General features: G+C 43.5%; 13 protein-coding genes. 6 read left to right on the forward strand and 7 right to left on the reverse strand.

Annotation, left to right across the window (positions count from 1 at the left end; genetic code table 11):
• Positions 1-31: 31 nt before the first annotated feature.
• The 4 genes from mngB to MHH41_RS01435 are packed head-to-tail and all read right to left on the reverse strand — an operon-like array spanning position 32 to position 4,663.
• Entirely contained in the window at positions 32-2,695 is a 2,664-nt protein-coding gene (gene mngB / locus MHH41_RS01420) for a mannosylglycerate hydrolase (protein ID WP_340865438.1), read from the reverse strand.
• 28 nt (positions 2,696-2,723) lie between these two features.
• On the reverse strand, positions 2,724-3,842 hold the full coding sequence (locus MHH41_RS01425; protein ID WP_340865439.1) for a PTS fructose transporter subunit IIC: 1,119 nt from the start codon (positions 3,840-3,842) through the stop codon (positions 2,724-2,726).
• A 36-nt stretch (positions 3,843-3,878) separates the two neighbouring features.
• Positions 3,879-4,208, reverse strand: a complete 330-nt coding sequence (locus MHH41_RS01430) for a PTS fructose transporter subunit IIB (RefSeq protein ID WP_034620720.1) — start codon at positions 4,206-4,208, stop codon at positions 3,879-3,881.
• Positions 4,205-4,663 carry a PTS sugar transporter subunit IIA gene (locus tag MHH41_RS01435; protein ID WP_050943353.1) on the reverse strand — a complete coding sequence of 153 codons (459 nt, stop codon included), beginning with the start codon at positions 4,661-4,663 and terminating at the stop codon, positions 4,205-4,207. Before MHH41_RS01435 ends, MHH41_RS01430 begins: the two co-directional genes overlap by 4 nt.
• A 242-nt stretch (positions 4,664-4,905) precedes the next feature.
• Here MHH41_RS01435 and MHH41_RS01440 point away from each other — a divergent pair, with 242 nt between their 5' ends.
• Positions 4,906-7,575 (forward strand): S8 family peptidase, encoded by a 2,670-nt coding sequence (locus tag MHH41_RS01440; RefSeq protein WP_340865440.1) that lies wholly within the window; start codon positions 4,906-4,908, stop codon positions 7,573-7,575.
• A gap of 311 nt (positions 7,576-7,886) precedes the next feature.
• On the forward strand, positions 7,887-8,369 hold the full coding sequence (locus tag MHH41_RS01445) for a hypothetical protein (protein WP_003217020.1): 483 nt from the start codon (positions 7,887-7,889) through the stop codon (positions 8,367-8,369).
• A gap of 344 nt (positions 8,370-8,713) precedes the next feature.
• Here the strand turns inward: MHH41_RS01445 and MHH41_RS01450 are convergent, their stop codons facing one another.
• The 3 genes from MHH41_RS01450 to mmuM form a co-directional block, all read right to left on the reverse strand.
• The gene (locus MHH41_RS01450; RefSeq protein WP_003216967.1) at positions 8,714-9,334 is read right to left on the reverse strand and encodes a hypothetical protein; all 621 of its coding nucleotides are present in this window, start codon (positions 9,332-9,334) and stop codon (positions 8,714-8,716) included.
• 123 nt (positions 9,335-9,457) lie between these two features.
• Positions 9,458-10,861: an S-methylmethionine permease gene (gene mmuP / locus MHH41_RS01455; protein ID WP_050943350.1), complete on the reverse strand. Its 1,404-nt coding sequence runs from the start codon at positions 10,859-10,861 to the stop codon at positions 9,458-9,460.
• Positions 10,862-10,907: 46 nt separating this feature from the next.
• Entirely contained in the window at positions 10,908-11,846 is a 939-nt protein-coding gene (gene mmuM, locus MHH41_RS01460) for a homocysteine S-methyltransferase (RefSeq protein ID WP_322000251.1), read from the reverse strand.
• 332 nt (positions 11,847-12,178) lie between these two features.
• Here mmuM and MHH41_RS01465 point away from each other — a divergent pair, with 332 nt between their 5' ends.
• The 4 genes from MHH41_RS01465 (at position 12,179) to MHH41_RS01480 (ending at position 14,171) form a co-directional block, all read left to right on the forward strand.
• Positions 12,179-13,009 carry a YitT family protein gene (locus MHH41_RS01465; protein ID WP_034320763.1) on the forward strand — a complete coding sequence of 277 codons (831 nt, stop codon included), beginning with the start codon at positions 12,179-12,181 and terminating at the stop codon, positions 13,007-13,009.
• Between the two features lie 97 nt (positions 13,010-13,106).
• Complete coding sequence (locus MHH41_RS01470; protein ID WP_012008800.1) at positions 13,107-13,424, forward strand: PadR family transcriptional regulator; 318 nt, start codon at positions 13,107-13,109, stop codon at positions 13,422-13,424.
• Entirely contained in the window at positions 13,417-14,004 is a 588-nt protein-coding gene (locus MHH41_RS01475; protein ID WP_050943346.1) for a DUF1700 domain-containing protein, read from the forward strand. Before MHH41_RS01470 ends, MHH41_RS01475 begins: the two co-directional genes overlap by 8 nt.
• Positions 14,001-14,171 carry a hypothetical protein gene (locus tag MHH41_RS01480; RefSeq protein WP_170966021.1) on the forward strand — a complete coding sequence of 57 codons (171 nt, stop codon included), beginning with the start codon at positions 14,001-14,003 and terminating at the stop codon, positions 14,169-14,171. Before MHH41_RS01475 ends, MHH41_RS01480 begins: the two co-directional genes overlap by 4 nt.
• The last annotated feature ends 93 nt before the right edge of the window (positions 14,172-14,264 follow it).

Consider the following 14,264-nt stretch of genomic DNA (forward strand, 5'->3'; position numbering starts at 1 on the left):
CGGAATCCAAATGGACCCCGCCCCTACATGTTCATTTTTTCTTTACAATGTAGGTTTGTACCTGACAAGGTGTGAGCGGTTCAATGTGTAATGATCCATGTTGTGCTTTGAGTATATGTCCTTCAGGTGTTTCGCCTAAATTCGCTGTTTCTCCGTGCTGTAGAGATGAACTATTGATTGAAGCGGCTGTTTGACGCGTTAAAAATGGATTGAAGAGACGGATGACAATGCCTGTTCCATGCTCTTCTTTTTTCAGAGCGCTTAGAATGGCTCCGTCTGTCTCAATGTCAAGCAGGCTATAAGTAGATTGTAAGTCTTCTTTTTCATCTCGGAAAGAGAAAATTAAACGACCGTTTAAAAAGTCTGCCCGTTCGTAGCATTGAACTGGGGTTGTATACCGCTTGGCAAGCTGCGCTAAGTGCCCCTCGCTGACAGCATCCTTGCTATAGTGCATGCCAAATGAGAACGACAGTGCACCTTGTAGCTGAGCGTCAGGTGTCTCAACAATTTTTTCACCAGATGCGCGTCCTGGACGGTAAAGAAGATTTTCTTTCCCCATTTTTCCGAAACAGCGGAAAAGCGTATACGCAATTGTTGTGTAGCCTTCTCCTGTGATCTGATATTCTCTCACGCAGTCCGTCAATAGAGCGACACCATATGCTTCATCACGAAGTGCAGTAAAGGATTGCATCGGTTCAATGGTGATCGGTTTTTCTTCCCAATGCTCATTGCTCCACCATTCAAGCTCTTGCGTGAGCTCTGTCGGGCGTTCGATGGTTCCAAACTGCTGATCGCTCAGTGATACCTTTGATGCGATGCCTGTATCAAAGAGGACACGCAGACGATGGTCTAACGCATGATTGTCGACATCGACATGAAAACGGATGACAGGCTCATCTTTATTTAATGCTACCTTCGCTGTAATCGGGAGTGAAGTCGTGACTGATTGCTGAGAGCGCTCTTCTAAGTCATAAGGGACAGTAAGAGTAAGCAGGACGGTGAGCTCTTCTTGCAAGCCGCTTTTAGACACTGTGATGTCTGCCGAAGAAAGATCCTTGGATGACACATACAGATCCTCACGCGGCGGTGAATAGTTGTAAGAATCCCCATCGTCTCCGTTGTCTTCAAAGATCATTTGCTCAGAGAATGTCCGGCCTGTTTGTTTATCTGTGATCTCCAGCGATCCGTTGTCATTTGCCGCAATGCGGTAATACGTATTTTCAATCGCGTGTCCTTCTGTTTGTTCCCATGCAGATTCGCTTGATTCATCGAAAACCATGCTGACTTGTGTATAACCAACGGATGGTAAGCTGGTGGCTTCGATCAGTAAAACGGCTTTCCATACTTGTTTTGGCATGTACACATCTTTACTTGGGTTAAGAGAAATTTGCTGTGCCAGCACATAATCTGTGACATCAGTTTTGCTTTTTACTGTGTAGTGAAGCGTTTTTCCATTGGCATCTTTTAGTGTAAAAGGACGTTCTGTGATAAAGGTTTCAACTTCAATAACTTCAGAACGCTTTGAAGGCAGTGTATTAAATAAAGTAAACGTGATTTCTTGCTCTGTTTGCAGTCGAATGGCGATGAGACGCATGTGTAAGTCCACAAGGTTCTCTGCGATTTCCTTTGCCTGCTTGTAGCGGAAGAAGACATCTTGATTCGTCGTATCACTATTACAGCCGCCAATGCTGTCATGCGCTGCATTTTCAAACATGAGGTACCAAATATCACGAACCGTATCATGCGGAAAGTCGTGTCCGAGTGAATAGCTAATCGTGAGGATAGGCTCCATCACATTGACGAGATAGTTTTCAATTTGATTGTTTAAGATTTTTAAATCAGCTCGTGTTGAAAAAATAGATTTGTGAATCCGCATATGCTTCGCATGAATGAGCTCTCCTTTTAAAGTTTCAAAAGACGTCCGCTCTTTTTTCACTGCTGCAATGTAATCTTCTAAACTGCTGATTTGATAGTGGTGCTCGTTCAGTTCATTGGCTTTTTCTAATAAGTCAGGCAGGTTTTTGCGGATCGGTGCCTGGTCAAAGCCATTTGGGAAATAGACATTCTTTGTGGTTGCCTTTGCTTGCAGCGCACCGATTTTTTCAGATAAAAAGGCTTGTAAGTCCTCATCTTTTTCGGGAATATTTCCACCGTAGTAGTAGCCAAATGGCAGGTTCACCGCAAAGACTTCACTGCCGTCAGCCCCTTGCCAATTGAATTCAGTGTGATTCGTCATATGGTCTGAAACGCCGCGCCAAAAAGCTGTATCCACAATGCCGAAGCCGCGGTAAATTTGAGGCATTTGTGCGGATTGACCGAAGGAATCAGGGACATAACCGACTTTCATCACATGACCGAACTGCTGACAGCGTTCAATTCCATATTGCAGGTTCCGTACAATGGATTCACCTGAAATGACGAGCTGGTCGGTTTGGGTATACCACGGGCCGATGATGAGACGTTTGGCTGTGACGAGCTTTTTGATTCGATTCTCATCCTCTGGACGCCATTTGAGGTAATCATCCAGTAAGGATGCTTGGGCATCGAGCATGAAGTAATGGAACCTTTCATCTGTTTCAAGAGTGTCTAAAATGTCCATTACGCTTTTCATTAAGTAGATACGGGAGCGGGAGGTGGTGAAATACCATTCCCGGTCCCAGTGAGTATGTGGAATCACATGTACATTGACAGTCATTGAGTAACGACACCTTTCTTTGTTCAAATTATCCTTCTAGCACAAGGTCAAAATCGTCTTCTTCTTTCTGCTTCTGGTCATGTTCTGGTTTTTTTGGTTCTTTTTTCTCAGAGAAATTGACAAGCAGGTTGGCGCCAATACCGATGACGAGTGCGCCAGTGAGAGCTCCAATTAAATAAGCCCACCAGTTTCCGACTGAGAAGAAGCCGTATAGCCCGCCAATTGGCGGCATGATGTCATGGACACCTAATAATGCAGCAACCCCGCTTCCAGCAGCACATGCGACAACATTGAGCGGAATCAATTTCAATGGATTGACGAGAGTAAAAGGGATCGCCCCTTCCGTAATACCGATAATGCCCATGACAAGGCCGCCACGTCCTGCTTCTCTAAAGGTTGGAGAGAAATTGCGTTTTCGAATCAATGTCGCAAGCCCGTATCCAAGCGGCGGAATGACAATCGCAATATTGACGAGAATGGCAGGGAGGTAGACGCCTGATAGGAAGAGCGCGTTACCTGCCATCCAAGCAGATTTATTCACTGGTCCGCCAAGGTCAAAGCCAATCATCGCACCTAAAATGAGAGCGAGTGCGAGTGTGCTTGTCCCGTCAGCGACCATGCCTTTGATCCATTCAATTAATGCTGTGTTCAAAGCACCTAATGGCCCGCCCAGCAGAACGGACATGAGAAGTCCAGTTAAGCCAACGGTAATGAGCGGTAAGATGAGCAGAGGAACAAGTCCGGCTGCGGAGCCTTTAATTTGAATTTTTCGTTTCACAAAAAGAGCGACATATCCTGCGAAGAAGCCTGCAATAACGGCACCGATAAATCCAGCATTCGTTGAGCTGGCAAGGGCACCACCGATGAAACCGGCCGAAAGCCCTGATTTATCCGCAATCGAATAGGCGATAAATCCAGCGAGCAGGACGTTCATTAAGCCAATCCCTGTCCAACCAACCTGCTCCATTAAATAGGCGCCGTGCAGTATGCCACCAGCATCCTTATAGGCGTTTAAATCTGAAACACCAAATCCTAATCCGACTAGTTTTGCTAAACCAACGATAAGGGAGGCACCGATGATTACAGGAAGAATATAAGAAATACCGGTCATGAGATGGCCTTCAATGACTTTTAATTTTGCTTTCATTTTGCTTTGCTCCTTTCTATATGGCATTGCTCACGTTTATTGAGATTCAGATTTTTTCTTTTCAACAAGTGCTACAGCTTTTGTGATGATTTGCTCGGCATTTTTTAAGGCGCGTCCGATCTCGACACGTACTGTGGGAATGCCTGAAAAACGTTCCGCATCGTTGATATGCTGATTGGAGGCAATGATACAAAGGTCTGCCTGTCTTGCTTCCTCTGGTGTAATGCCATTCACCTGTCCCATAATTCCTTGCTGCTCGATTTTGATCTCGTGTCCGAGCTGTTTACCCGCATTCTCTAACGCCTTTGCTGCCATTGGTGTATGAGCTAACCCTGCTGGACATGAAGTGACACCGACAATTTTCATTGTGTAATCCCCTCTTTCAATTGTTGTTCAATGACTTCGTAATAATAGTCAGCGGTTTGACCTGGTTGAATCTTTTCGATGAAAGCAGGTTCCATGAGGCTTGTCGCAATGCCTGACAGTAATTTCAGGTGTGTGATGTTTGCTTCTTCTAATGGAACGAGCAGTGTAAATAAATAACTTGTGGGTAAATCGTCAAAGCTTCCCCATTCAATCGGTTGTTCTAACTCTAAAAAAAGAAGTGAAGCCGTTTGAACAGCGGAGCTTTTTGTATGAGGAATGGCGAAGCCTTGCTGAAGTCCTGTTGAGACTTCGTCTTCGCGAGTCAACAAATCTGATAATAACCCCGCCTGATCGTTTGTAATCTGAAGGTCTTCAGCTTTCTCGGCAATGTATTGTAAAATCTCATTCTTTGATCGTCCGTCTACTTGTGTGAAAACATGATCTTTTTGGAACAAGCTGATCCCTTCTCTCTTGTTTATTAAGCGCTTACAAGTTGATTGTAATGTACTTTTCGACATGGTTAAATAGCATCATTTTCCGTTTGAAATGGCAAAAAGTTTATGAAGCTATTCGTCTTGCTGTCTGTATATCTCAAATCCTAGCTTAAAACGAGTTTAATTATGTAAAAAACAGATTCTACTAAATGCATTTCTGTGATATTCTTCCAAGGTATTACAAAAGATAAGGGGGTCTTTTCATGTTCAAAAAGCAGGTCAAATCCTGTGTGATCGTACTCATGGCCATCATTCTCTGTATGGCGGCATTACCTGGATACGAGGCAGCAGCTGCCAGTAAAGGAACAAATGTCAATGAAGCCATTGGGTTAAAAAATGGTGAAGTCATCTCAGGGACATTACAGAATGAAATGGAAGAGTCATGGTACCAAATCACGCCATCAGCACAAGAGGTGGCAAAACATACACATATGAAAATTTCTGTAAAAAGTAAACAAGTATTATCCGTATCGGTCTATCCAAGTAAAGACAGAGCGATGAAGGATGACACTTATTCGAGATATCGTGTGGACACTGCAAGTGGAGAGACAGAGATCGACTTCCCTCATGCATGGTCAGGTCCTTACTTTGTCAAAGTGCTCTATTTAGGGTCGGAGGAAGACAGCCGTGATGAGGAAGAGGATTCGGCTTATACAATCGGGTATAAAGGAGCTAACCTTCCGCCCTCTGAACCCGTTTTCCCTGAAGACGATGAGCCTGGTATCATTATTATTGAGAAAAAGTACGGGCGAGAAATTCTCCAATCGATTCGTACAATCGAAGATAAACGTTTTAATGAAACACCAAATGGTCAGAAGCTGAGCCGTGTGCTCCAAAAAACAAAGCCATTTCTCAAATCGAAACTCATCAAACAAAAAAATGAGCAGCAAAAGGTATACAATCATCTGCTGACATTAAAGTCACTGCTAAATGACGTAGAGAAAAATGGTGCATTTAGCGGTCATATTGTGACAGAGAAAGAACAACAGGCGATCCGTTCCCTTTTAAATATGCTCAAAGAAGCAAGTCCTGCCTATTTAAAGAAGGAATTAGAAACAGTGAGTCAAAACATTGGAATCGATCAGCTTGAAGGAAAATCGATCGGTTATGTATTAGAAAAGCAAAAGCTTGTAAAAGAAGAGAAAGTGAAGACGAATAAGATCATTTTTAAATTAAAGGATGGCCACACGCTTCAATCTGCGAAAAAGAAGATGAAAAGCTATGGAATCCAAGAAAACCGCGTGACATCGCAGTCAGTAAGTCCTTTGTTTAAAGGAATGTATGTCTATGATGTGCCAGCAGGGCAAGAATCAGCTGGAAAGACTTTAAAAGCAGGCAAAGCTGTCATCAAAAGCACTGCAAGAAAGCTGTCCAGCATGCCGAATGTTGAATTTGCGGAGCCTGTTCAAACCTATCGTGCACTGAGCAATGACGTGCAGTATGGTTACCAGTGGCCGCTGAAAAACAGTGCGCAAAACAGCGGGAAAAAAGGCGCTGACGTCAAATTTGAACAAATGAATACACTGATTGGCACAAGCAAAATAAAGCAAACATTAATTGCTGTTGTGGATACAGGTGTAGACAGCCGTTTGACTGATTTAAGCGGGACTGTTCGTACAGACTTAGGTGCGAATCTCATTGGACGAAACAAAGATGCGATTGATGATAATGGACACGGTACGCATGTGGCAGGCATCATTGCCGCAAAATCCGATAATCATTACTCAATGGCAGGCCTTAACCAACATACGGGCATCATTCCAGTGAAGGTACTGGATGCCTATGGCTTTGGCGATACAGAGCATATTGCACTTGGAATTAAGCATGCAGTAGATAAAGGCGCAAAGGTCATCAACATGAGCCTTGGCGGCTACTACAGCCGGGTAATTGAATATGCAATGAACTACGCGGCTCAAAGAAATGTACTAGTGGTTGTGGCGAGTGGAAATGATGGCGTTCCAGAAATGGGCTATCCTGCGACATCAAAATACGCAATGGCCATTGGCGCAAGCAACCGTATGGATATTGCCGCTGAATTCTCAAGCTTTGGTAAAGGACTGAGCATGTCTGCACCAGGATCTGATATTCCAAGCTTAATGCCAGATGGGAATGTCTCATACCTGAGCGGGACATCAATGGCGACACCATATGTGGCCGCGGCAGCAGGATTACTTCTTTCTAAAAATCCAACCTTGAAGCCGAATCAAGTAAGGAATATCTTGCAAAGAACAGCCGATAATATCTCCTTTACTTCTGTTGATGGAACAGATGACGTTTTCTATGATGAAAACGATGAGCCAATTGTCGATCCGAAAATTTCAGGGATCGATTGGATGACAGGACATGGCAGACTGAATGCATTTGCTGCTTTAAGTGCTGTCGAACTGAACGCATCTGTGAGCAAAGTGGAGGATCAGCATCAAAAGGTGACAGGTAAAGCAAAGGCTGGCGCTGCTATTTCTGTGTATAGAGGCAAAACACTGCTTGGAAAAGGCACAGCAGGCAAAAATGGAACCTTTAGCGTGAAGATCAAGCATCAGAACAAAAACAAAGTCCTTCACATTAAGATTTCAAAAGGAAAGGCCGCTACAACGCTCAAAACAGTCGTCAAAAAAGGCAAAGCACCAGCTAAGCCGAAAGTGGGCAAAGTAACGGTTAAAAGTAAAACGGTCAAAGGGACTGCGGGTGCAGGATTGACCATTAAAGTGAAAAATAAATCAAAGAAAGTCATCAAAACGGTAAAAACAAATAACAAGGGCGCATTTACTGCCCAAATAAAACCGCAAAAAGCCAAAACAGTCTTGTATGTGACCGCTTCTGATGTGAGAAAAAGAGAAAGCAAAGCGGTGAAGGTTGTTGTTGTGAAAAAGTAAGAGGAGAGCTTCCCTCTCTAAAGAAGGGAAGTTTCAGCGTGTAGACAAACCCTCGCATTCTTTGTCAAGACTGTGCTCCGGTGCTCACGAATGTCAAATTCGCTCCGCTCCAGTGCTCGCCCTTCCTAGACTTCAAAGGTTTTCTATCACGCTGAAAAGAAGACAAAGGGCTAAAATGAAGATCATTTTAGCCCTTTGTCAACAATCTGGAACTTCCCTTTCTAAAAAAGGGAAGTTTTTTTGCTTGTTACTGGAAAAATACCAATTAATGTCGATGGTAATATAGCAGGAAAAAAAAGGAGGATTTATCGATGAAAAAAATCATGTTTGCTTTCTTTCTATCATTGCTTCTCGTATTCCCAACCTTTGCACATGCAGAGGAAACAGGGGCAGTACCAGCTTCCGTTCAAGTAACAAGTGTCACTGCAGCCGATAGTGGATTAGTGAATTACGGCTATGGCAGTAAATATCGCGTGGGTTCTTATTATCCAGCTACGTTTAAAGGAACACTAAAAGATACAAGTGGAAATCTCATGCCTAATCAGCCGATTCAGCTTTATTTTGAAGCAGCAATTAAATCATATGCTCAAACAGCGACAGGCACAACAGACGTAAATGGACAATTTTCACTGACGTTTCAAGTTCCTGCAGGTGCAGGCTACCAAACATACAATAATGCAGGCTGGTCTACACATTACTACGATATCGTTCCAGTGACGTTCACTTCAAACGACATCAAGCTATCTTCAAATGTCACAAGTGTGTACCATTTGGCATATACATCCCGTTACTAATCTGCTGGAAGAAGCGACTTGGCGAAAGCCTTGTCGTTTTTTTCATAGAAAAAAGGATGTCTTCATGTGACATCCTTTTCTTTTTGTTATCAAACCTGCTGGGCGGCAACCGAAAGAGTCGATAAACAAACACTCATGAGCCGTGACTCCCAGATTCGATCGAGCGTTTACCTTTTAATTCTGAGCTTTGATGGATAAGAACTTTTACACTTGAACATTGATCCTTGAACGTTCAGCTTTGAGCTTTTATCAAGGATCATCCAGAGATGATCAGATGAGGAGGGAATGACCTTTCCCTCGGAGGTGTTTAGTTCTATCGATTTTCGGCTCACTAACAAAATTGATTAATCGATCTGTATTTTCGTTAGTGTATTGCTTTCTGACAAGGAAAAATCAACTTCCATTTGAAAATCCTCAATCTCGGTCGAAAGCTTTTCAATCTTCACTCGAAGACGAAGCGGATCGATGATCGTCGCCTCGTTTTCAGCGAGGAACGACTTGACGATCTCTTGGTTGGCAGCCGCTTGTGTTTTTCCGTCTTTTCCAAACAAGGTTTCTAAATGCTGGTCGAGCCTCTTCTTCACATCTTCATTGGTTTGTTCTGCTTTGTCTACTAGCTCTGTGTACACCTTTTTCAATTTCCGTAAATAACGAATATCGTATTCTATCGACGTCTTCCGTTCAATCGCTTCTGCCACCGTCATGCTGACACCCGCAACATCAATCGTTGTCGTCGCATTCGACACAACGATGGCTGATTTGATGGCATTCCGGCGCTTGATTAATGCTTGAATCGATTGGTCATCAGCCTTCGCCTTCTTTTCGATGTCTTCTTGATGTTGAAACCCGTGCTGTATATGTTTCCCGATCATCAATCCACCAAGTACGGCTTCATCAACGGTTCGGTTGATTCTCTTATCTAACATTTTCAGTTCACTTAATGCTCTTGTAATGGTCATTTCCATATTAGTGACAACTCCCTTGATTCATCCTGAAAATCATAGATTCCTATCATATACCAAAGTGCGCTTCTTTTACTAGCGATATCCTTTTTTGTCAAATTGTTTACGATAGAAAAAAACCTGGCGTTATACACCAGGTTCTTCACGTTTTTTCTGAATCCAAGCTGTCACATAATAGGCAGCATAGCAGAGCGCGATGAAAGGAATGCCGCAGATAAGGGCAATCCGCTGATTTGGATCAAAGGCAATGCCAATCACAGAGGCAAGACACAGGAAGAAGGCAGCAATCGGAACCACTGGATAGAGCGGGGTTCGAAAGGAAAGATCATGGAGCTGTCCGCCTTCCTGTAAAAAACGTTTCCGAAACATAAATTGTGAGGCAGCAATCCCCATCCACACGATCACAACGGCCAGTCCAGAGATCGAAACAAGGACAAGGTATACCGTTTCTGGTGCGATGACACTTGAGAACAAAGAAAGAATCCCACCGATCATACTTAAAATCAGTGCGTTCAAAGGAATTCCTTTAGATGTCAGCTTCGCCAGTTTCTTAGGCAGTGTCCGTTCCTCAGAAAGTGACCAGAGCATACGGGATGACGCGTATAGTCCAGAGTTTGCGGCAGATAAGATCGCTGTCAAAATGACAAAATTCATGAAATCTGCGGCATATGGAATCCCGATGCGATCAAACACCACAACAAATGGACTTTTGATCACCCCAGCTTCTTCCACTGGGATCAAGCCGGCTAAGACCACGATCGTTCCAACGAAAAACAAGACAAGACGCAGTACGGTTGTGCGAATCGCTCTTGGAATGGTCTCGTCAGGATTGACGCTTTCACCCGCAGCAATCCCAATTAACTCCGTACCTGAAAAAGCAAAATTGACGGCAAGCATCGTCATTAAAATCGGTAAAAAGCCGTTTGGGAAAAGACCGCCTTCCCCGGTGAAGTTAGAAAGGAACGGAGCGGCCTCACCGCCCTTTAATGGAATCAAGCCAAACATCGCAGCTCCGCCAAGAATAATAAAGAGAATAATAGCCATTACTTTAATGCTGGAAAACCAAAACTCTGATTCTGCAAAAAATTTCACTGTAAACGCATTGAGTAAAAAGATAAGAAGAGCAAAGACACCGCTCCACATCCAAACCGATGTGTCCGGGAACCAGCGCTGCATTAAAAGCCCTGCCGCTGTAAATTCCGATCCGAGCGCGACTGTCCATGTCAGCCAGTAGAGCCAAGCGACTGTATAGCCTGTGCCGGGTCCAATATATTTTGTTGCATACGTATGAAAGGCCCCTGTAACCGGCATTGCCACAGACAGCTCACCTAAACAGAGCATCACGAGGTACACAATTAATGCCCCGACAAGATAGGCAAGGATCGTTCCCGCGGGTCCTGCTTGATTGATGGTATACCCAGAGCTTAAAAAGAGCCCTGTTCCAATGACGCCGCCTAGAGAAAGCATGAACAGGTGGCGGCTCGTCATTTTTCGTTGATATTGTTGTGACTGATCTTTTGCTTGTTCCATGTCTTCCCGCCCTTTTGCTTAGAAGTATGTGTGATGATTCATGGTGCTATGCTGTGGTAAGTTTTAAGATGTCCGTGATATCTTCTGGGGTCGTCCGGCAGCAGCCGCCGATGATATGCGCGCCGTCTTGATACCATTGATGCGCACATTCACCAAATGTATGCTGAGGCGTATCTCCGCTCCATACCTTTTCTTCAGGATCATATAATTCCCCTGAGTTTGGATACACGACAATCGGTTTGCTCGTCCCCTTTTTCATCTCTTGAATGAGAGACGAGATAAATTGCGGCGGCGTACAGTTTACACCCACAGCAGCGATCTGTTCATAAGGTTCCAGTGCTTGTACACATTCTCTGAGCAAATCTCCTTCACTAATATGAAGGTCGTCCTTCGCGCTGAATGTAATCCAAGCAGATACACCACTGAATTCATCTTGCAGCAGCTTTGCAATGGCCGTTGCTTCAATGAGACAAGGGATCGTTTCACACGCAAGAATATCTGCACCAGCTTCTACTAATGCCTGAATCCTTGGTCTATGAAAATCAATGAGTGCCTGCTCTGTGAGTCCGTAATTTCCTTTATATTCTGAACCATCAGACAAATAAGCGCCGAATGGCCCCACAGATCCTGCGACAAATGGTTTTGTCCGCCCTTTACGACGCGCTTCATCCTGCCAAAAAAGATCGCGTGCCTCTTTTGCTAAAGTGACAGATCGTTTCATTAGTTCAATGGCTTCTTCTTTTGAATAGCCTTTTTCAGCGAAGCCATCAATCGTTGTTTGGTAGCTCGCTGTTGTGGCACAGTCAGCTCCGGCTTGGAAGTAATCCAAGTGTACTTGCTGAATCAATTCTGGCTGTTCAATCAGTATTTTGGCTGACCATAAACTGTCGTTTAAATTGCAGCCCTTTCGTTCAAGCTCTGTTGCAAGTGCACCGTCTAAAATTAAAGGTGCGTGAGCCTGTAAACGGCTTTGAATAGGATTCATCGAATGGAACACCCTCCTTTTTAGTCGGAAATGATGGATATGATATGAGGCAGTAGTTTAAATGACTAAAGTGTTTTTGTCAAGGAGAGGAAAAAGCATGTGACCGCGGAAAAACCCTGAAAACATGCGGGTTTCCATGCATAAACATGCAGTCAAAATAATAGAAAACCAAGTCATTGACAGCCTCTAAAAAGAGATATATATTATGGAAAGGTTCATTTCAGAAAGCTTCGTCAAAAGGCGCTGTCTTTTGATTTTTTTTGTTCAACGACTGTCTTCTTTCGTGCAGAAAGAGGGTTTTTTATATGCTTAAAAAAGGAGGAAAGAAGAAATTGAAAAAATGTGTAAAAGATATCGCAATGATTCTAATTGGTTCTTTTTTATTTGCCGCCGCAGTGAACATGTTTGTCATTCCGCTTGAATTTGGTGAAGGCGGTGTAACGGGGCTGTCCATCATTTTCTATTATTTGTTTGAAATTGCACCATGGCTGACGAACCTAGTGTTTAATGCCATTCTGCTGCTTGTGGGGTATAAATATTTGGACAAGAAGACGACGATTTATACTGTGGTTGCCGTCGCAAGTAACTCCCTATTTTTACACCTGACCACAACATGGGTCGTGAATGTTCACGAATTGATCATTGGGGCCATTTTCGCAGGAATCATTATAGGAATTGGGATTGGTCTTGTGCTAAGAGCAGGCGGTACAACGGCGGGTTCTGCCATACTCGGAAGAATTGCCAACAAGTATTTAGACTGGAACGTGAGCTATGCCATCTTGTTCTTTGATCTGATCGTCGTATTTGCTTCCTACTTTATTATTGGTGCGGAAAAATTAATGTTCACGATTGTGATGCTGTACGTGGCGACAAAGGTGATGGACTTCGTGATAGAAGGGCTTAACACGAAAAAGGCAGTGACGATCATTTCTTCATGCAAAGATGATATTGCCGAAGAAATCAATCACACCTTGGATCGAGGCGTGACGATTTTAAACGGACGCGGTCATTATTCAAAGGAATCGAAGGAAATTCTCTATGCAGTCATTCAAAAACAAGAGCTTATGCGTCTAAAGAAAATCATTAAGAAAATTGATCGAGACGCATTCGTTGTTGTCCATGACGTGCGTGATGTGTTCGGAGAAGGATTTGTGAATATATAAAAACGAAAGGACCCCAAAAGGGTCTTTTTTTTATATTTATACCTCTTGTCACATGATACTATGTAATGTATAGTATAAATGGTTAGGAGTTGTAATCATGAATGCACAATTAAAAAAAGGTTTACTGGAATTCTGTGTACTGGCGGTATTAAAGAAAGGCGATTCCTATGGTTATCAAATGATTAAAGATATGTCCCATTGTATTGAGATTTCAGAATCGACATTATATCCGATATTAAAGCGATTAGAGCAAAACAATTATGTGGAGACCTATTCCCAGGAACATAATAGTCGATTAAGAAAATACTACCGGATGACACAAAGCGGCCGTGAGCATATGGCGCAGTTTTTAGCGGAATGGGATCAAGTGATGGCGATTTACGACTTTATTTCTGGAGGACAGGGCAATGAATAAAAAAGAATTTTTAGCCAGCTTAGAGAAGCACCTGCATCGTCTAGGCGAAAAAGAAAGTGACCGGTTCATCGAGTATTACGATGAAATGATCGAGGATTATCAAGAAGATGGATACAGTGAACAGGAAGCGGTCGATCAAGTCGGGCAGCCTGCTATCATCGCTGAAGGGATTTTGAAGGAACAAGGAATTAAAACCGTTCAGGTGCCGACGTTTGGAGAAAAAGCCACAAGGCTCTCCATCCTCATTTTAGGCTTTCCATTATGGGGCAGTATTCTAGCAACAGTCTTCCTACTGATTCTTTCTGTGTATATGGTGATTTGGTGCATTCCGCTCGTGACAGGTACAGTGACGCTAGTTGGTCTGCTCGGCGGTTTTTGGAGCATCATTGGTTCTCCATTTATCTTTCAGGACGGTTTGCATGTGGTGGTGACGCAAATTGGCGTTGGTATTCTTCTATTAGGTGTCGGATTATTATGCGGCATGGCCACGGTGTATTTGACAAAGCTATTTGTTCAAATGACTGTTCAAACCACTAAGGCATTCATGGGAATGTTTAAAAAGAAGGTCGTGAGAATATGAATGTGAATGATTTAAAAAAGCAATGCATCAAATGGGGGATCATCTTCACCGTTGCCGGAGGAATGATCATGGCAATTGGTTTTGGACTATCGGGCTTTGACCTAGATGCATATCACAACAATGACCAGAACAATGTGTTCCGCACTATCAATTGGAGCAAGCCATAAATGAAAAACCCGCTTATGCGGGTTCAGCATGTAGACAAACCCTCGCATTCGGTGTCAGTCCTGCGTGCTGGTGCTCACGAATGTCAAATTCGC

This window comes from Bacillus sp. FSL K6-1145, assembly GCF_038003425.1.
In the GTDB taxonomy this organism is placed as follows: domain Bacteria; phylum Bacillota; class Bacilli; order Bacillales; family Bacillaceae; genus Bacillus; species Bacillus pumilus.

Bases quoted from the DNA above. Each gene is read 5' to 3' on its own strand.
- mngB (WP_340865438.1), bottom strand. From the start codon at position 2,695: ATGACTGTCAATGTACATGTGATTCCACATACTCACTGGGACCGGGAA.
- MHH41_RS01425 (WP_340865439.1), bottom strand. From the start codon at position 3,842: ATGAAAGCAAAATTAAAAGTCATTGAAGGCCATCTCATGACCGGTATT.
- MHH41_RS01430 (WP_034620720.1), bottom strand. From the start codon at position 4,208: ATGAAAATTGTCGGTGTCACTTCATGTCCAGCAGGGTTAGCTCATACA.
- MHH41_RS01440 (WP_340865440.1), top strand. From the start codon at position 4,906: ATGTTCAAAAAGCAGGTCAAATCCTGTGTGATCGTACTCATGGCCATC.
- MHH41_RS01445 (WP_003217020.1), top strand. From the start codon at position 7,887: ATGAAAAAAATCATGTTTGCTTTCTTTCTATCATTGCTTCTCGTATTC.
- MHH41_RS01450 (WP_003216967.1), bottom strand. From the start codon at position 9,334: ATGGAAATGACCATTACAAGAGCATTAAGTGAACTGAAAATGTTAGAT.
- mmuP (WP_050943350.1), bottom strand. From the start codon at position 10,861: ATGGAACAAGCAAAAGATCAGTCACAACAATATCAACGAAAAATGACG.
- mmuM (WP_322000251.1), bottom strand. From the start codon at position 11,846: ATGAATCCTATTCAAAGCCGTTTACAGGCTCACGCACCTTTAATTTTA.
- MHH41_RS01470 (WP_012008800.1), top strand. From the start codon at position 13,107: ATGAATGCACAATTAAAAAAAGGTTTACTGGAATTCTGTGTACTGGCG.
- MHH41_RS01475 (WP_050943346.1), top strand. From the start codon at position 13,417: ATGAATAAAAAAGAATTTTTAGCCAGCTTAGAGAAGCACCTGCATCGT.
- MHH41_RS01480 (WP_170966021.1), top strand. From the start codon at position 14,001: ATGAATGTGAATGATTTAAAAAAGCAATGCATCAAATGGGGGATCATC.